Source organism: Marinobacterium sp. NO-S09 (assembly GCF_059179545.1).
Genome location: NZ_CP168954.1, coordinates 3,289,620 through 3,306,350 on the forward strand (window position 1 = coordinate 3,289,620; position 16,731 = coordinate 3,306,350).

At 55.6% G+C, this 16,731-nt stretch carries 17 protein-coding genes and 1 other RNA gene; 6 read left to right on the forward strand and 12 right to left on the reverse strand.

Annotation, left to right across the window (positions count from 1 at the left end):
• Nucleotide 1: 1 nt before the first annotated feature.
• Entirely contained in the window at nucleotides 2-661 is a 660-nt protein-coding gene (locus tag O3C79_RS15165) for a DsbA family oxidoreductase (RefSeq protein WP_494383790.1), read from the reverse strand.
• Between the two features lie 121 nt (nucleotides 662-782).
• On the opposite strand from O3C79_RS15165, the gene O3C79_RS15170 reads away from it, so the two are divergent.
• Both O3C79_RS15170 and O3C79_RS15175 read left to right on the forward strand, forming a co-directional pair.
• The gene (locus O3C79_RS15170; RefSeq protein ID WP_494383791.1) at nucleotides 783-1,475 is read left to right on the forward strand and encodes a pseudouridine synthase; all 693 of its coding nucleotides are present in this window, start codon (nucleotides 783-785) and stop codon (nucleotides 1,473-1,475) included.
• 75 nt (nucleotides 1,476-1,550) lie between these two features.
• Nucleotides 1,551-2,387 carry an endonuclease/exonuclease/phosphatase family protein gene (locus tag O3C79_RS15175; protein WP_494383792.1) on the forward strand — a complete coding sequence of 279 codons (837 nt, stop codon included), beginning with the start codon at nucleotides 1,551-1,553 and terminating at the stop codon, nucleotides 2,385-2,387.
• Here O3C79_RS15175 and O3C79_RS15180 read toward each other — a convergent pair.
• The 6 genes from O3C79_RS15180 to rsmI form a co-directional block, all read right to left on the reverse strand.
• Nucleotides 2,361-2,987 (reverse strand): DUF2238 domain-containing protein, encoded by a 627-nt coding sequence (locus tag O3C79_RS15180; RefSeq protein WP_494383793.1) that lies wholly within the window; start codon nucleotides 2,985-2,987, stop codon nucleotides 2,361-2,363. The genes O3C79_RS15175 and O3C79_RS15180 overlap by 27 nt on opposite strands.
• Nucleotides 2,988-3,022: 35 nt before the next feature.
• Nucleotides 3,023-3,451 (reverse strand): GFA family protein, encoded by a 429-nt coding sequence (locus tag O3C79_RS15185; protein ID WP_494383794.1) that lies wholly within the window; start codon nucleotides 3,449-3,451, stop codon nucleotides 3,023-3,025.
• A 2-nt stretch (nucleotides 3,452-3,453) separates the two neighbouring features.
• Nucleotides 3,454-4,068, reverse strand: coding sequence for a DNA-3-methyladenine glycosylase I (locus O3C79_RS15190; protein WP_494383795.1), 615 nt, complete (start codon nucleotides 4,066-4,068; stop codon nucleotides 3,454-3,456).
• 104 nt (nucleotides 4,069-4,172) lie between these two features.
• Nucleotides 4,173-7,571, reverse strand: coding sequence for an ExeM/NucH family extracellular endonuclease (locus O3C79_RS15195; RefSeq protein WP_494383796.1), 3,399 nt, complete (start codon nucleotides 7,569-7,571; stop codon nucleotides 4,173-4,175).
• A gap of 226 nt (nucleotides 7,572-7,797) precedes the next feature.
• Nucleotides 7,798-8,151, reverse strand: an RNA gene (rnpB, locus tag O3C79_RS15200) — RNase P RNA component class A.
• 40 nt (nucleotides 8,152-8,191) lie between these two features.
• Nucleotides 8,192-9,025, reverse strand: coding sequence for a 16S rRNA (cytidine(1402)-2'-O)-methyltransferase (gene rsmI, locus O3C79_RS15205; protein WP_494383797.1), 834 nt, complete (start codon nucleotides 9,023-9,025; stop codon nucleotides 8,192-8,194).
• Nucleotides 9,026-9,060: 35 nt separating this feature from the next.
• On the opposite strand from rsmI, the gene O3C79_RS15210 reads away from it, so the two are divergent.
• Genes O3C79_RS15210 through O3C79_RS15225 form a run of 4 tightly spaced genes read left to right on the forward strand, consistent with a single transcriptional unit; the run spans nucleotide 9,061 to nucleotide 12,519 of the window.
• Complete coding sequence (locus tag O3C79_RS15210) at nucleotides 9,061-10,959, forward strand: penicillin-binding protein activator (protein ID WP_494383798.1); 1,899 nt, start codon at nucleotides 9,061-9,063, stop codon at nucleotides 10,957-10,959.
• A gap of 17 nt (nucleotides 10,960-10,976) precedes the next feature.
• The gene (locus O3C79_RS15215; protein ID WP_175611946.1) at nucleotides 10,977-11,336 is read left to right on the forward strand and encodes a YraN family protein; all 360 of its coding nucleotides are present in this window, start codon (nucleotides 10,977-10,979) and stop codon (nucleotides 11,334-11,336) included.
• 19 nt (nucleotides 11,337-11,355) lie between these two features.
• Nucleotides 11,356-11,940 (forward strand): SIS domain-containing protein, encoded by a 585-nt coding sequence (locus O3C79_RS15220; RefSeq protein WP_010321793.1) that lies wholly within the window; start codon nucleotides 11,356-11,358, stop codon nucleotides 11,938-11,940.
• A gap of 3 nt (nucleotides 11,941-11,943) precedes the next feature.
• Nucleotides 11,944-12,519 (forward strand): BON domain-containing protein, encoded by a 576-nt coding sequence (locus O3C79_RS15225; RefSeq protein WP_010321794.1) that lies wholly within the window; start codon nucleotides 11,944-11,946, stop codon nucleotides 12,517-12,519.
• A 41-nt stretch (nucleotides 12,520-12,560) separates the two neighbouring features.
• On the opposite strand, the gene O3C79_RS15230 is transcribed toward O3C79_RS15225, so the two are convergent.
• The 5 genes from O3C79_RS15230 to petA all read right to left on the reverse strand — a co-directional run bounded on the left by O3C79_RS15230 (nucleotide 12,561) and on the right by petA (nucleotide 16,548).
• Complete coding sequence (locus tag O3C79_RS15230; protein WP_494383799.1) at nucleotides 12,561-13,064, reverse strand: ClpXP protease specificity-enhancing factor; 504 nt, start codon at nucleotides 13,062-13,064, stop codon at nucleotides 12,561-12,563.
• Between the two features lie 136 nt (nucleotides 13,065-13,200).
• Nucleotides 13,201-13,833 carry a glutathione S-transferase N-terminal domain-containing protein gene (locus O3C79_RS15235; protein WP_494383800.1) on the reverse strand — a complete coding sequence of 211 codons (633 nt, stop codon included), beginning with the start codon at nucleotides 13,831-13,833 and terminating at the stop codon, nucleotides 13,201-13,203.
• Between the two features lie 92 nt (nucleotides 13,834-13,925).
• Entirely contained in the window at nucleotides 13,926-14,696 is a 771-nt protein-coding gene (locus tag O3C79_RS15240; protein ID WP_494383801.1) for a cytochrome c1, read from the reverse strand.
• On the reverse strand, nucleotides 14,696-15,952 hold the full coding sequence (locus tag O3C79_RS15245; RefSeq protein WP_010321798.1) for a cytochrome b: 1,257 nt from the start codon (nucleotides 15,950-15,952) through the stop codon (nucleotides 14,696-14,698). Before O3C79_RS15245 ends, O3C79_RS15240 begins: the two co-directional genes overlap by 1 nt.
• On the reverse strand, nucleotides 15,952-16,548 hold the full coding sequence (gene petA, locus O3C79_RS15250; protein ID WP_494383802.1) for a ubiquinol-cytochrome c reductase iron-sulfur subunit: 597 nt from the start codon (nucleotides 16,546-16,548) through the stop codon (nucleotides 15,952-15,954). The genes O3C79_RS15245 and petA overlap by 1 nt, the downstream gene beginning before the upstream one ends.
• Nucleotides 16,549-16,731 lie beyond the last annotated feature (183 nt).

Sequence of the window (16,731 nt, forward strand, 5' to 3'; positions counted from 1 at the left end):
TTCAGCGCCCCTCCTGGGCCAGTACATCGCGTATTGCCGCCACAAAACTCTCAACGGGCTGACCGCCTGATACGGCATAACGCTGATTGAACACCACTGTCGGAACCGAGTTGACACCCAGCTCCAACCATTGCTGCTCTTCTGCTCTCACAACCTCAGCATAACGCTGATCCTGCAAAAGCTCACGTGCTGCGGCACTGTCCAGGCCCACCTGAGCAGCAAGCTCAACCAGCACCTTGATATCAGAGGGGTTTCGGTTATGGCTGAAGTAAGCTTCCAACAGTGCCTGCTTGAGTGCCAGCTGATATTCACCGCCCTGCTCACCCGCCCAGTGCAACAGCTGGTGCGCAGCAAAGGTATTCCATTTCATACTGTCGGCGCGAAAATCAAATACAAAGCCCAGCTCTGCACCGCGCAGGCGAATCTGCTCCTGATTCAGTTTTACCTGCTCCTCGCTGATGCCATATTTACGCGACAGGTGCGGCAGGATCCGCTCCCCGGCTTCCGGCATATCCGGCGCCAGCTCGAAGGGGCGAAAGCGAATGTGTGCCGATACTTCTTGCGACATCTGTTCAAGCGCTTCAAGCAGACTGTTAAGCCCCACTGCACACCAGGGACAGGCCACATCGGAAACAAAATCAATCGTCAGTGATTGGGTCACTGCTAACTCCTCATTCTCTTTACTTCACCCTAGCTCAAGCCCCTCTGTAAAAGAAGAGCCTGCTTTGCCCACTTCAAGGCAGAGGGTATGCTTGGGACTCATTTTATAAGGACTCAATCCAGTGCGCCTGGACCGCTTTATCTGTAAGCATACCGAACACAGCCACCAAACCGCCCGACGCCTGGTCGCCTCCGGCCGGGTTCAGGTAGACGGCGCCATAGCAACCGACCCACGCTTCCCGGTTAACGCCTTCAGCACCATCGACCTGGATGGCCAAACCCTGCAGAAGCAGAATGCTGTCTATCTGATGCTGAACAAACCGGCGGGCTATCTAAGTGCGACCACAGATCCGGTTCACCCAACGGTAATGGCGCTGGTACCTGAGCCGCTTCGCTCACAGCTGCACATTGCGGGCCGCCTTGACCGTGCAACAACCGGACTGATGCTTCTGACCAACGATGGCCACTGGTCACGCCAGATAACAGCTCCCGAGCACAAAACGCCCAAAACCTATCGCGTCACGACCAAGGAGCCGATCAGTACGTCAGCGGAGATGGAGTTCGCAAAGGGTATCTGGCTGGCACGCGAGGCGGTCTGGACATCACCAGCGCAGATTGAACGCTTGTCCGAAACCCATTGCCGACTGACTATCTACGAGGGGCGGCACCATCAGATCAAGCGCATGTTTGCCGCCATCGGCAATGAAGTCTGTGCCCTGCACCGCGAGTCGATGGGCATCATCCAGCTGGACCCGAACCTGGCCCCCGGCGATAGCAGAGCGTTAACGACTCAAGAGCAACAAAGCTGCCTGTAACCCTGATTGCGCCTGGACGCTCGGCAAACAGTGCAATAACCTGAAGCCAAGGAACTCTGACAAGGTGTCAAGACCATGGCTCTTCGCACACTCAAGGCGCACCGCCAGCAGACTGCCCGGCACGAGAAAAGCACTGCCAACCCTGAGACCGGCAACCGACAGACTCTCAAGCTGTTGAGTTTCAATATCCAGGTTGGTATCAAAACCCAGGCTTACCATCACTACCTGACCCGCAGCTGGCAGCACCTGTTACAGCATCAACAACGTGGTGAAACGCTGGAGCACATCGGGAAGCTGATGCGAGAGTATGATCTGGTCGCTCTGCAGGAATGTGATGGCGGCAGCATGCGCAGTGGCTATATCAACCAGGTGGAGTATCTGGCTGACGTCGGGCAATTTCCCTTCTGGTATCAGCAGCTGAATCGCAACCTGGGCAAGCTGGCACAGCACAGTAACGGAGTATTGAGCCGCATTCAGCCCGAGCGGGTTCAGGACCATTCACTTCCGGGGCTGATACCCGGCCGTGGCGCCATTGTGGTTGAGCTGGGCGAAGGTGAGCATTCACTGCTGATCGTCGTACTGCACCTGTCCCTGAGTGCGAAAGCACAGGACCGGCAATTGCGTTATGTGCGAGAGCTGGTGGAACATCACCCGTATGTGGTGCTGATGGGCGATATGAACAACCCGCTGGAGCATTTACTGACAAGGCCTGCCCTGCAGGGGCTCGATCTTGTTTACGCTGAAGAGGCTCTTCACACCTACCCCAGCTGGAAACCCCGGCGAGCGCTGGACCATATCTTGATCACTCCGGGACTTGAGTTGCGCAAGGTCGGAGTACTGGACTGGACTATTTCGGACCACCGACCCATCGCCATGGAGATCGGTTTACCTGCGTGCCTGCAAACCTTGTGACAGCCCCTTCAGTTGGCGGTCATGCAAGCGCGATAGCAAAAGCAATCCGAGTATAGCCCCCAACAACGCAAACCCCATATCGGACTGGGTATCCCAAACATAGCCCTGGGTGCCCAGGAAAGCCTCCGCGCCCTCGCCTGACAGCAACGCCACCCACCACTCGATCAGCTCGTAGAACGCACTGAAGCCCAAACAAAAGCCAGTGATCAGCAGGTTGCGCCATATATCACCATTTACCACCTTGAAACGCAGCAAAATTTCGCGTGCCGCAATTGCCGGCACAAAGCCCTGAAAAAAGTGGCCCAGCTTGTCGTAATTATTGCGCTCCGCGCCCCAAAGGCCATCAAACAGGGGTACCTCGGCATAGGTGTAGTGACCACCCACCATCAGGATCACACAATGAGCCAGCACCAGCACATACAAGAGAGGCGTCAACTGGAACACACGCCGGGTCGCCAGCAGCAGCACCGCTGCTGCCAAAGCCGGCGCCACTTCAAGCCACCAGGTCAGGCGATCCCTGGGCTCAATCGCAGACCACACCAGCACCAGCAGAAAACAGAGGCTCCAGAGGTATTTCATGGCACTTTGCTGCTCAAACATGGGCCCGATACCTCCCGGACGGTGCTGCCAGGCCGTTAGTGGGCGCTGGATTTAAGAAACTGGAGAAACTCGTCAATATCATCCGGCATCCCGGGGTAACTTCGCGGGGTGTCTTGTGGCTGATCCCAGGCGGGTGTGTCGTCGACACAGATATGCGCCACCACCGGCGTGGTAATACCCGACATGAGTCCCACAGGCACCCACATATAGTCCTTGAAACGATTTGGCACCGGTGAACCGCACTCACGACAGAAATGTGAACTGAAACCACTGGGCTTTTGCCACTGCTTGATGAACTCAGCACCGGACTCCCAACGGAAATACTCACATTCGACCAGCGTACCGGCATTCGAGGCCGTTCCGCTCTGCTTCTGGCACAGGGAACAGTGACATTGATACAACCCCGGCAAGGGGCCCTGAATACTGAACTTTACAGCGCCACAGTTGCATACACCCTTGAGCATACTCACCTCGCTTTTACCGGTCGCTTGAATGCCTGTCGTGCCTCAGCCACCATGTCTCGATAGACACAGTCGACCAAATGATCGTTGATCAGCCCCATGGCCTGCATAAACGCATATACGGTTGTGGGCCCTACAAATTTCCAGCCCTGCTTCTTTAGCTCTTTGGAGAGTGCAATCGAGGCTTCAGACGTCGATTGAGTCTGTGGCGCGGGAAGACCCCGCTCATCCGGCTCGAACTGCCAGAAGTACGCTGCCAGTGAGCCTTCCCGTTCCACCAGCTCGCAGGCCCGCTGGGCATTATTGATAACCGCTTCAATCTTGCCACGGTGACGCACAATACCGGCATCTGCCAACAGACGCTCGATATCGGCTTCATCAAACTGCGCCACCCGATTGAAATCAAAGTGAGCAAAGGCAGCTCGGAAGTTCTCTCGCTTGGCGAGAATCGTGCGCCAGCTCAGCCCTGACTGGAAACTCTCCAGACACAACTTCTCAAACAGACGGATATCGTCATCGACCGGGAAGCCCCACTCATTGTCATGATAGGGGAAGAACTCGCTAATCTCGCCACACCAGCCACAGCGTGGCAGGCCATCCGGGCCTGGTACTGTTCCCATCGTTCCTTGCCTCCATGTACTTGAGCTTCAAAGAACTCAGTATACAAAAACAAAAGGCCACAGATAGCTGTGGCCTTTCGATGCGTACCCTGTATCAGGTGGTGTTAGAGGAACAGATCTGCGGGCTCATACCGGATATTCAGGTTTTCAGCCGACAGGTTCGTGCCCAATAGATGGATCATGTCGCGGTCGCCTTCGAGGAAAATAACCATGGACCGCTCACTACCATGCATCGACCTTATTTCGGCGCCTTCCATCAGAATCAACGAGTCCTTGCCGCCTTCAAAGTCCATGATCCTATCGGTTTCACGAACACCGTTATGCATCTCATGACCGACAGCGAAGTAGTCTTCGCCTTCAAGTCCCCAGAGGCGGTCAACACGACCACCCAGGCTCATGATCAGGTCTGAGCCATCGCTTCCCTTAATACAGTCATTGCGCCCGTCCTCGCCACGGATCAGGTTCCATTCCGGGGCAAGATCAAGCCCAACGATGACCGGGTCATGATCCGATGACCGGTAAGGGTCATCGGCATACAGCTCATTACCGCTCGGCTTGGCTTCATATCCTCGCTCGGTCGGGTCCTGTATATCGTCGTTGTAGTCGAGCAGGCTTACTTCATCCGCATTGATATGCCACTGGGTAACACCGGTTACCTGCGGCAGCAATGCCTGGTTAGCCAGTGCATAATCAAGTGTGCCCAGCTGCCCATCGAAGACATAGGAATAGGCATCATCCCCGATCATTTCCGCAGCGAGGTCGATGAAGTCGTCTTCGGTACCCGCCTGATCATCGGCGCCCTGACGCAGCTCCTGCAAGGGCTCCTCCTTGGCATAGGCATTCAGATCCCCAAGAATCAGAACATCATCATCAGGTGCTCCTGTCGGGTTGGTCGCCAGCCAGTCAGCCAAGACATCTGCAGCCATTTTGCGGGTTTCAGAGCCATTACCCTGCCCATCTTCAACACCCGGATCTTCCCCGGCCACCGGAGAGCCTTTGGACTTGAGATGGTTGTTTACGGCCGTGAAATGCGAACCGGTTGCCAGTTCCTCAAAGGTCACCGCAACAGCAGGCCGGTTCTTGTCACCAGTCCCCAGCGGGGCCATAAACTCAGGGGTGTCCAATACAGCAACGGCTTCGCCATCATTGGCAATACGCACGCTGGAGCTGTCGTAGAGAAAGCCTACCTTTATCGCATCCGAGCCAATGACACCGGTAGGAACATAGTCATACTGATCAGTCCCCAGTGCAGCATTGAGCTCATCAACGAGCAGCGCCAGCGTTTCATCGTTATCGTTCTCGATTTCAATCAGACCAATGACATCGGCATCCATTTCACTCAGTGCAGCGACAATTTTATCCAGCTGACGCTGCAGCTCGGCCTCGCTGTCAGCGCCACGAGGCTCCATACCCGCCTGGGTAGTGGCAGCGCCATCATCAATTGTTGCGAAGAGGTTCAGGACATTGAAGCTGGCTACTTTAAGGCGGCCTCCCACATCCTCCGGCGCATCTGTACGCGGGTTACTTTCTTTAAACTCGACCGGGGCGGCTTCTGTCGGGCGCACAACCCAGGTATCCGAGCCCTGATATCCAGCCCAGCTCCAATGCAGAATGCCCGTCAGGTCTTCGACCTGGTCGCCGCCACGAATAAAGTTATCAACTGAAAATCCTTCAGCGCCGGGGTAGAAAATTTCGTCACTGTTCTGCTGGTTGTTAAGATCATCAATCACAATGCGGCTTGCGGCAACTTCATCCTGATAAGCCGCGTAGCCCTCAGCACTGGGCTCATGGAGCTGAGTGTATTGATAGGCACGCTCTTCATCCTGAAGCACTATCTGCCCGGTACGCGCCAGCTCGTAGTACTCGCTGACCACCAGCGTATCGGTGAAATTCACTAACATGCCTTCGACATTTTCAAAGGTCTCGGCGGCATCCGTGCGGCCAGGAGCGGGCAACTCAATTGATGTTGTGGAGACGAGGCTCAGATTGTTGCCTGCATTTTCGATAGTGACGCCACCGCCATCAGTCACATTGATTTGTGACATGCCGAAATAATCTTCAGCGACACCTGAAACCGTGACGATCTGGCCTGCTGCCAAACCCTCTACGGAGCTGGAGCCCAGATACACAAAAATTGCTTCGGATGTGGCACTGTCATTATCAGTGTCAGCATCTTCTTCCTGAACAAAGAAGCCTTTCAGTTCGTCGGATTCATCGTAAACGCCTGTCACAACCCCCTGAACCAGCACTTCACCACTGATCGCAACGTCAGCGCCGGAACCTTGGACCTGATGAATAAAGACTGATTCAGGCCCTTCGGGTTCAGGTGCCAACTCAAGCATTTCGCCCACTTCAACCTGGTCGATAACAAGCGGCTCATAACTCGCATCTGAAGTCATTTCGATTTCAAGATCGAGTAGGCTGCCGCCATTGGGCAGATCAAAAACCAAACGGCTCAATGCCGTGGTCAAAACCTCACCATCGCCAATGCCGTCGCCGTCCGTATCCAGCCTCAGGTCACCGGAGCCACTAACCGGAGGTGCAAACTCAGCCACCAGCACTCGCGGCCCCGAATCAACACTGGCAAAAATCCTGATTCCGTCGCCCGCTTCGTAGTTCTGGAAGGTCGGTTCGCCGGATAGAGCCCCTATGCGAACCGCCATTGCCGGGTCGACATAGCCCGCGATATCAATGCCTGGAATGCTTACAACCTGAGTGGAGGCACCGCCTTCGCCATCATGGTCCTGACCAAAAATGGCATAGCCACCGTCGAAACCGCTCTGGAAGTCATCGCGTGCGCCATTAGCATTATCCGGAGAAGCAAAACGGCCGAAGAAATCGAAGCTGCCGTCATCAATATTGCTGGAGAGAAAGTACGTTGTACCGGGTGCCTGCTCGAAGCTTTCGACAAAATGATTAGCCGCAGGAGCCGAACGGGACGGATTGGCGCTGCCGAAAGTATCCGTACCCGAAGCCGGATCACTGCTGAACTCATCCGGAGCGACCACATTGCCATTGGTATCGATCACCTGGCCATTGTCGGGATCGTTAATGGCATACCAGTCACCGCTCAGGCTGTCACGAAACACCAGACGTGGCTCATCACCCGTGTACGCAAAGTCAGCGCCACCAAGTGCTGCTCCAAACAGATAAGGAGCATCAGCAGAAGCATCCGGCACGCCCAGTGCATCATGCACCGTGCCGAAAAATGCACCTGTATTCAGAAGGCTAAATGTATCCCCCAAGGCGCCATTGAACTCACTGCTAAGAACAACGGTGAAACTTGGGTTTTCCAAATCAGGCACTTCTACAGTAAGCAAGCCATGCTCATCGAAGGTGCCGCTTACCTGGTAGGCGCTATCAATTGTCGCATTGCTGTTATCACCTTCAATGGACGTGATCCAGCCTGTAAACAATGTGCCCGGCTCACCCTGAAGTTCAAACACAGACATTTGAGGGTCAGTGCCCTGAGGGTTCGGCTGGAACTCGTTGATTCTAATCATCTAACCACTCCTGAATACAGGTTCTAAAGCGAAATGGGGGTCGCGCGTGGCCATCCATGCAAAGATGATGGTTAAACAGATGCTAGAAACGAAGTGTGAAGTGCCCATGTCCAAGAGCTGACACAATTATGTCGTGATGATGAATCCAGGCTTCAGAAATAAAAAGGGTCGCGGGTTGTAGACATGGAGTCCAAGGAGAGCTGATACGAATGATCAGCAAGGGAAAAATGAGAGTCTGCCGATAAGCCGGGTTTTGTCGTGGGCAATCATTCATCTAGGACCAGCGTCGCCACTGGCCTCAAGCGACCTACCCGGACCCGGCGCGGGCCACGCCTTAATGGGTCCCTATTTGGTCTTGCTCCGGGTGGGGTTTACCATCGCCGTGGAATGTTGCCACCCACGCGGTGCGCTCTTACCGCACCATTTCAACCTTACCGGCATCCGAAGATGCTTAGGCGGTATACTTTCTGTTGCACTTTCCGTCGGCTTGCGCCGCCCAGACGTTATCTGGCACCTTGCCCAGCGGAGCCCGGACTTTCCTCCCCTGCGTAAACGCAGCGACGATTGCCTGGCAGACTCTCGGCGCGGAGTATATAGGTATCACGCGGTTAAAGGAAGCTTCAGTCAATCAGCAGCTGATATAAGCGATTTTTCTTGTAGCCGGTGATTTCAGCAGCAACACCTGCTGCTTTTTTGGGCGGCATTTCCTTGGCCAGAATCCGCAGAATACGTTCAGCCTCGGGATTGATGCTCTCATCATCAAGCACCTTTTCAGCCCCCTGCACCAGCACAACAAACTCACCGCGCTGCTGATTGGCGTCGGCCTGAATCCACTTCAACAGCCCCTCAAGACTATCTCCATGAATGGTTTCGAAGGTCTTGGTCAGCTCTCGGGCGACCACCGCATAACGATCCCCCCCAAACGCCTCGGACATTGCCTTGAGACTATCAACGATGCGGTGTGTCGACTCATAGAACACCAGTGTTTCCGTATTCTCGGACAACGCTTCCAGCGCCTGCAGGCGCGCGCCGCTTTTGGCGGGCAAAAAACCTATAAATTGAAAGCGGTCAGACGGCAGCCCCGATGCAGACAGGGCAGCAACAAAGGCACAGCTGCCCGGCACCGGTGAAACCCTGAAGCCGGCTTCACGCACGGCTCGTACCAGGTGGAACCCGGGATCAGAAATCAGCGGGGTACCGGCGTCACTGACAAGTGCAATACTCTCGCCATTTCGCAACAGGTTGATAACATGCTCGGCCCGCTGGCGCTCGTTGTGATCATGCACTGAAATCATGGGGACTTTAATGTTAAAGTGAGCCAGCAAACGTCCGCTGTGACGGGTGTCTTCGGCAGCGACATGATCGACACTGCCCAGCACCTCTCGCGCACGTTCGGACAGGTCTGCGAGGTTACCGATCGGCGTTGCCACGATGTAGAGAACCGGTTCAGACATTAAGGATACTCACTGGTTGCTAGGACCCTGATTATATGACGATTTTGCCCCGGCTGTCTTTCAGCCTTCTGCTTACAGCCGCGCTGATCAGTGGCTGCTCAAGCCCGCAGAAGCCCCCACAGGTCGTCGACAAAACGGCTACCGCCAAGGAAAGCATTGATGACCTGCTACGTCAGGCGCAGACAGAAACACCGGTAACCGCCGCGCAACTGCGTTTGCGCGCGGCACAGATCATGCTGCAGGAAGACCAGCCGGAACAGGCACTGGCCACTCTGACGATGATCGACCTGGAGCAGCTTCCCCCGGAACTGGCTTTTGAAGTCGCACGCGTGCGCGCCCCCCTGGACTCTGATAACACCCAGGAACTGATGCGTTACCTGGACCCGTCACGTTTTGGCGCGTTGCCTGCCGATCAGCAGGCTGAGCTGGCACAACTGCGTGCCGATGTCTGGCTGCAGCAGGATGACCCACTGGCCGCTGCTCGTGAATTGATGCTGAGCAGCCAGCTGAGCATTGATCCCGCCGAGCAGCAGCGATACCACAATCAGATCTGGCAGGTATTGCAACGCGTACCTCAGCCCCAGCTGCGCGCCAGCATGAACACCAGTAACGACTATTTTGAGCAGGGCTGGCTGGAGCTGGCCCTGATGCTACGTCAAAGCACTGACCTGCCTACGCGTGAGCAAGCCCTCAATGACTGGCGCATTCTCTGGGAATCACACCCTGCCATGCAGCTCCCGCCGGAAGATATGATGGTGGTTGAAGCCGCTGGGGAGCTGATTAGCGCCAATCGTATCGGGGTTGTACTGCCCTTGAGTGGCAATCTGGCAAAACCGGCAACAGCCATTCGTGAAGGTATGGAAGCCGCGCTGGAAGTTGCGCGCCAGCAGGGAAAGCCGACACCAACACTGGTCAATATTGACTCATCCCAACTGTTTGATGCCTCGCAAATCATGCTGCAGGCACGTCAGCTGAATGTCGACTTCCTCATCGGCCCGCTAGATAACACCCTGATTCAGCAGCTTTCCAGCATGCCACAACTGGACATTCCCGTGCTGGCCCTGAACTCCGCTCCTGCCGGCCCTTCCACGCCTTGGCAGCTGGAGCTTTCTTCAGAGCATGAAGCCCGCACCCTGGCCCAGAAAGCGGTTGCTGAAGGCCACAAGCGCTTTCTTGTCATCACCCCTGGCGCTCCCTGGGGCGACCGAGTTCGTGACAGCCTGACCAACCATGTCGAGCAAGTTGGCGGCCAGGTCGTCGGTACCCTTGGCTACGATGTGAATGCCAACTATGACGCGCAGGTTGCGCAGTTGATGAAGACCGATGCAAGCAAGGCGCGCGAACAGTCACTGCGCGAACTGCTGCGCCACCGACTGGAATTCCAGGAGCGTCGCCGCAAGGATGCCGATGCGATTCTGCTGACGGCCCTGCCTGAAGCGGCTCGCCTGATCAAGCCGATGCTGGATTACCATTTTGCAGCCGACATGCCGATCTATGCCACCTCGCACCTCTACCCCGGCGATGCTGATGCAACCCGTGACGTGGACCTGAATGGCATTCAGTTCTGTGATCTGCCCTGGATTCTCCAGCCGCCGAGCGATGCCCACCGACTGCTCAGCAGCAGCGGCAAAAACACCCTGTCCCGCTTCGGTCGCCTCTATGCACTGGGCGTGGACGCCATCAATATCTACCCCTGGCTGGAACAGTTGCAGCTGTCACCCGGCGTGTATATTGACGGCGAAACCGGCCGCCTGCAGATCATGCGCGACCGCCAGCTTCAGCGTGAACTGACCTGCACTCGTTTTGAACAGGGCATGCCCCTGAGCATCACTGAAAGCCAGACCGCTGAAATTGAATCCCCCAACGAGACGGGCCAGGCAACGGATGCCACTACCGACGCTGCTGAAACCAGTGAAGGAGTTCCGGCCCAGTAAACCTTATGGAGAATGCGATGGATCGCAACCGTATCGGCAAGGATGCCGAACTGCATGCAGAGCAATGGCTCTGCCAACAAGGACTCCAGACCATACAACGCAATGCTCACTGCCGCCTGGGCGAGATAGACCTGATCATGCGTGACGGCGAACACCTGGTGTTTGTAGAAGTCCGTGCACGCTCAGGCCGGCTCCATGGTGGCGCTGCGGCATCGGTCGATTGGCGCAAGCAGCAGAAACTGGTTCGCGCGGCTCGCTACATGCTCAGCCGCAACCCGCACTGGAGCCAACTGCCATGCCGTTTTGATGTTATTGCGTATGAAGGAGATTCGGAGTCTAACCCTCCGATATGGTATAAAGACGCTTTTAGACCCTGAACACCGGAAAAGGCTTTAAATGGAACTCGAAGACCGCATTGTCAGCCAGTTTCACAACACCATGGAGACCAATGCGCTCACTATTGAGCAGCACACTCCCCTGATAGCTGAGGCCGGTGAACTCCTGCTCCAATGTCTGGTCAGTGAACAGAAGATCCTGTGTGTCGGTAACGGCGGCTCAGCCGCCCTGGCACAGCATTTCAGCTCACTGCTGCTGAACCGTTTTCGTCATGAACGCCCGGGCCTGCCCGCCATGACCCTGAACGATGCAGCCGCCATCAGCGGGATCAGCGAAGAGACCGGCTTTGCCGATGTCTATGCCAAGCAGATACGCGCACTGGGCCAACCCGGTGACATTCTGTTGCTGATATCAACGCACGGGCGTGCCAATAGCCTGGTGCAAGCCATTCAGGCGGCCCATGACCGGGAGATGATGGTCATTGCGCTGAGCGGTGGCGATGGTGGCAATATGGCAGCCCTGCTGCTGCCGGATGAAATCGAGATCTGCATACCCGGTGGCGAAGATGCCCTGATACATGGCGCTCACCTTCTGGTCCTGCACTGTTTGTGTGATCTGATTGAATATCAACTGTTTGGAGGCTGATTAATGTTCAAACGCCCTCTGGTCGCTCTTATGCTGGCGTCCACCCTGGTTACATCCGGTTGCGCAACCCTGATTGGAACTGCCCGTGAAGAGCCGATCCAGGAAGACCCGAGCAGCCGCACTTTGGGACGCTACCTGGAAGACGAAGTCATCGAGACCAAGATTCTGGTCAATGTTGGCAAGGGCTCCCAGGCACTGGCCCAGTCGCATGTAAATGTTGTCAGCTACAATGGTCAGGTACTGCTGATTGGTCAGGTCCCGGACCAGAACGTGAAGCAGGAAGCCGAGCGCATTGCACGCCAGACACAGCATGTGCGCAAGGTACATAATGAGCTGGATATTGCCGGCCCGACTTCAACCATCGTTCGCAGCAACGATGTTTACCTCACCAGCCGAATCAAGGTACAGATGCTGGCTGATAAACGCGTTGCCGGCGGCCGAATCAAAGTGGTTACCGAAAACGGTGTGGTTTATCTGATGGGACTGGTAAATCGACAGGAAGCCGACCTTGCAGTGGATATCACTCGCTCCGTGGTCGGTGTACGCAAGATCGTCAAGGTGTTCGAATACATCAATTGATGCCTGATAGCCGCTGCTGATCCAGCAGCGGCTCTTCCCTGTTACTTCACCACTCGCAGGGTCGGCTTACCGCTTTTCGCAGCCGGCTTTGCAGCCTCCTCGTCCTGACCGTTTTCATCGGCCCCTGCATCAGCTTCAGACTGTTCCGGTGCATCCGGTACCGGTGTAAGCGTTGCAGACTGCTCTTCTTCTTCCGCTTCCGCCTGCTCCACCAGAATATCGGCCCCCGGCTCCATACCGAATCCCATACCCATTCCATTCTCACGGGTGAACAGCGCCAGTACCGCAACCATGGGTGCATATACATTCATGGGCACACCGCCAAAGCGGGCACTGAAACTGATGCCCTGATCATCGATCAACAGCCCCTGCACCGCTCCCGGGGCAATGTTCAGGGTAATCTGTCCGTCCTGGACAAACTGCTCCGGCACCTGAACGCCAACCACTCTCGCATCGACAGCGATATGTGGCGTCATGTCATTATCCAGTACCCATTCATACAACGCGCGCAGCAGATAGGGTCGGCTGGGTTTGATGGCACTCATTATTCACTCTCCAGATTGCATCGCTACAGGAAAGGACCTCCTGCAGCAGTCATGGGTCGCGTAGATATAAAAAAGGGATGAAGTGACCTCCATCCCTGTTTGTAACGTGGTACTGCCTTTACCAAGGCGCCCGCGTTTAGTCGCGCAGTTCGCGCTCGTAGTCAGACAGGCTGGCCTGGAAGGCTTCACGCTCGAACAGGCGATCCATGTAGCCCTGCAGCGCAGTAGTCTGAGCTTCAGGCAGCTCAATTCCCAGCTGCGGCAAACGCCACAAGATCGGCGCCAGGCAGCAATCAACCAGCGTAAACTCGTCGCTCATGAAGAACGGCTTTTCATCAAAGATCGGTGATACTGCAACCAGGCTGTCGCTCAGCTCTTTACGCGCTTCGTCCAGCTCGTCATCGGTGCCTTCATCGGACAGGATACGGTCAACCAGTACACACCAGTCACGCTGGATGCGGTGCATGTACAGACGGCTTTCAGCACGCGCAACCGGGTATACCGGCAACAGCGGCGGGTGCGGGAAACGCTCGTCGAGGTATTCCATCATCACGTTCGGTTCATACAAAACCAGATCGCGATCAAGCAATGTCGGCAGGCTGTTGTAGGGGTTCTGTGCCGCAACATCCTCCGGCAGCTCACTAGCTTTACAATCCACTACATCAACTGCCACGCCTTTTTCACAGAGTACGATACGTACACGGTGACTGTAATGGTCGTAACCATCCGAATAAAAGGTCATGGAAGAACGCTTGGCCACTACGCCCATCGAACTATCCCCATCAAAAAGGTTGTTTCTAAAAACAAAAAATCTACGCGGCCTTACGACCGCGTAGTTTCAGATCCCGAGTGTACCAGAGATCAGTGTATGTCTTTCCAGTACTCTTTCTTCAGAGCAAAGGCAAAGACAAACAGAATCGCCAGGAAGATCAGGACCTTGGTACCCAGGCTTTCAGACTCCATGCGCGAAGGCTCGCCCATGTAGGTCATGAAGTTGACCAGGTCGTAGACAGTCTTGTCGAACTCTTCCGGAGACTGGGAACCAGACTCGGCAACTGTCAGACAGCCACCCATGGTTTTACCAGTCAGCGGATCGATTTCTTCATGACCGCCGTGCGCCAACTCTGCAGGCGTGCAGTGAAGTGCCACTTTACCTTGCAGGTCTTCCAGCACGTTGGGCATACCAACGTCCGGGAATACAGCGTTGTTGACACCCCAGGGACGGTTTTCGTCCATGTAGAAGCTGCGCAGGTAAGTGTAAACCCAGTCACCACCACGCAGACGCGCTTCCAGTGTCAGATCGGGCGGCGGTGCACCAAACCAGCCGGCGGCTACTTCTTTCGGCATGGCATTTTTCATGTGCTCGCCGATCTTCACTTCCGGATCAAAGATCAGGTACTGCTCAACCAGCTCGTTCGGTACATCCAGGTCCTGAGCGGCACGCTCGAAACGCTGGTAGCCCGCTTCATGACAACCCATGCAGCGGTTAACGAAGGTCTGCATACCACGCTGCAGAGACGCCTTATCTGTCAGGTCAGCGTCGAAGGAGTCCAGCGGCACACCGGCGCCACCGGCAGCACTGGCAGTTACCGGCGCCAGCGCCATCAACAATGTGATAAAAAACTTTTTCATTAGCCTGTCACCCTTTCCGGAACCGGTTTAGTACGCTCCATGCGTGTGTAGAACGGCATCAGCAGGAAGAATGCGAAGTACAGTGCTGTGCACAGCTGAGACAGCATAGTACGACCTTCAGTTGCCGGCAGAACACCCAGTACACCCAGAATCACGAAGCTGACAATGAAGATCAGCAGCCAGACTTTGCTCAGCCAGCCCTTGTAACGAATGGACTTGACCGGGCTACGATCCAGCCAGGGCAGTACGAACAGGATTGCAATAGCAGCACCCATCACCACAACACCCCAGAACTTGGCGTCCAGACCAAACATCGGGAAGGTGATCGCACGCAGCATGGCGTAGAACGGTGTGAAGTACCAGACCGGGGCAATATGGTTAGGTGTCTTCAGCGGGTTAGCCGGCTCGAAGTTCGGCTTCTCGAGGAAGTAACCGCCACCTTCAGGGAAGAAGAAGACCACGGTACAGAACACGAACAGGAAGACGACAACACCGACGATGTCTTTAACGGTGTAGTACGGGTGGAACGGAATGCCGTCCAGCGGTACGCCGTTTTCGTCTTTCTTCTCTTTGATTTCAACGCCGTCCGGGTTGTTGGAACCCACTTCGTGCAGGGCGATGATGTGCAGAACAACCAGCGCCAGGATCACGATCGGCAGTGCGATAACGTGCAGGGCGAAGAAGCGGTTCAGAGTGATGCCGGAGATCAGGAAGTCACCACGGATCCACTGCTGCAGGTCCGGACCGATGACAGGGATGGCACCAAACAGGGAGATGATTACCTGAGCACCCCAGTAAGACATCTGGCCCCACGGCAGCAGGTAGCCCATGAAGGCTTCAGCCATCAGCGCAAGGTAGATGGTCATACCGAAGATCCACACCAGCTCACGCGGCTTGCGGTAGGAACCGTACATGATGCCACGCAGCATGTGCAGGTAAACCACTACGAAGAAGGCAGACGCGCCGGTAGAGTGGAGATATCGCAACAGCCAACCGTATTCCACATCACGCATGATGTACTCAACGGATGCGAACGCACCTTCGGCGCTCGGGTTGTAGCTCATGGTCAGCCAGATACCGGTCAGGATCTGGTTAACCAGCACCAGCAGTGCCAGGGAGCCAAAAAAGTACCAGAAGTTGAAGTTCTTCGGCGCGTAGTATTTGGACAGGTGATCTTCCCACATGGCAGTTGCCGGGAAGCGGTCGTCAATCCAGCCCATCAGGCCCGGATTCCCTTTATTTCGTGTGCCAGCCATTATGCAGTCTCCGGATCAACACCGATAATCAGTGTATTGTCGTCTTCGTACGAGTGCGGCGGGATGACCAGGTTGGTCGGAGCCGGTACGGACTTGAATACACGGCCTGAGAGGTCAAAACGCGAACCGTGACAGGGGCAGAAGAAGCCGCCGAGCCAGTTCGGACCCAGGTCGTCCGGTGCAACTTCCGGGCGATACGTCGGTGAGCACCCCAGGTGGGTACAAATACCAACCATGACGGCGAATTCTGGACGGATAGCACGGGCAGCGGTTTTCGGAATGTAATCCGGCTGCTGCTCTTTTTCCGACTTGGGATCCGCCAAGCTGTCGTTCAGCTTCTCCAGATTAGCCAGCGCTTCTTCACCGCGACGGACAATCCATACCGGCTTACCACGCCATTCAACGGTCATCTGCTGACCTGGCTCGAGCTTGCTGATATCCGCCTTGGCAGGCGCGCCAGCGGCTTTAGCCTTGGCACTCGGATTCCAGGAAGCCACGAACGGGACGGCCGCTCCTACAGCACCTACTGCACCCACTGCAGATGTGGCACCGATCAGGAGACGACGTCGACCCTTATTCACGCCGTCATTGCTCATTAACTTCATCTCCCCTCAATCGACCTGCCGCTTCTGCTGGACACAAAAGACAAACGGGCCGCTCAGTCATGAAAAACACAAAATCGGTTTGTTCAAATGCGCCGAATGTTAAAGAAAATACCCTTTTTTTACAAGGTATAATGCCCTCTCCATTAGGCGAACAACGCTTTTATTGACCTGATC

What these genes read in the sequence shown, in the direction of transcription:
- O3C79_RS15175 (WP_494383792.1), top strand. Translation starts at nt 1,551, where the DNA reads ATGGCTCTTCGCACACTCAAGGCGCACCGCCAGCAGACTGCCCGGCAC.
- O3C79_RS15180 (WP_494383793.1), bottom strand. Translation starts at nt 2,987, where the DNA reads ATGTTTGAGCAGCAAAGTGCCATGAAATACCTCTGGAGCCTCTGTTTT.
- O3C79_RS15185 (WP_494383794.1), bottom strand. Translation starts at nt 3,451, where the DNA reads ATGCTCAAGGGTGTATGCAACTGTGGCGCTGTAAAGTTCAGTATTCAG.
- O3C79_RS15190 (WP_494383795.1), bottom strand. Translation starts at nt 4,068, where the DNA reads ATGGGAACAGTACCAGGCCCGGATGGCCTGCCACGCTGTGGCTGGTGT.
- O3C79_RS15195 (WP_494383796.1), bottom strand. Translation starts at nt 7,571, where the DNA reads ATGATTAGAATCAACGAGTTCCAGCCGAACCCTCAGGGCACTGACCCT.
- rsmI (WP_494383797.1), bottom strand. Translation starts at nt 9,025, where the DNA reads ATGTCTGAACCGGTTCTCTACATCGTGGCAACGCCGATCGGTAACCTC.
- O3C79_RS15210 (WP_494383798.1), top strand. Translation starts at nt 9,061, where the DNA reads ATGACGATTTTGCCCCGGCTGTCTTTCAGCCTTCTGCTTACAGCCGCG.
- O3C79_RS15215 (WP_175611946.1), top strand. Translation starts at nt 10,977, where the DNA reads ATGGATCGCAACCGTATCGGCAAGGATGCCGAACTGCATGCAGAGCAA.
- O3C79_RS15220 (WP_010321793.1), top strand. Translation starts at nt 11,356, where the DNA reads ATGGAACTCGAAGACCGCATTGTCAGCCAGTTTCACAACACCATGGAG.
- O3C79_RS15225 (WP_010321794.1), top strand. Translation starts at nt 11,944, where the DNA reads ATGTTCAAACGCCCTCTGGTCGCTCTTATGCTGGCGTCCACCCTGGTT.
- O3C79_RS15230 (WP_494383799.1), bottom strand. Translation starts at nt 13,064, where the DNA reads ATGAGTGCCATCAAACCCAGCCGACCCTATCTGCTGCGCGCGTTGTAT.
- O3C79_RS15235 (WP_494383800.1), bottom strand. Translation starts at nt 13,833, where the DNA reads ATGGGCGTAGTGGCCAAGCGTTCTTCCATGACCTTTTATTCGGATGGT.
- O3C79_RS15240 (WP_494383801.1), bottom strand. Translation starts at nt 14,696, where the DNA reads ATGAAAAAGTTTTTTATCACATTGTTGATGGCGCTGGCGCCGGTAACT.
- O3C79_RS15245 (WP_010321798.1), bottom strand. Translation starts at nt 15,952, where the DNA reads ATGGCTGGCACACGAAATAAAGGGAATCCGGGCCTGATGGGCTGGATT.
- petA (WP_494383802.1), bottom strand. Translation starts at nt 16,548, where the DNA reads ATGAGCAATGACGGCGTGAATAAGGGTCGACGTCGTCTCCTGATCGGT.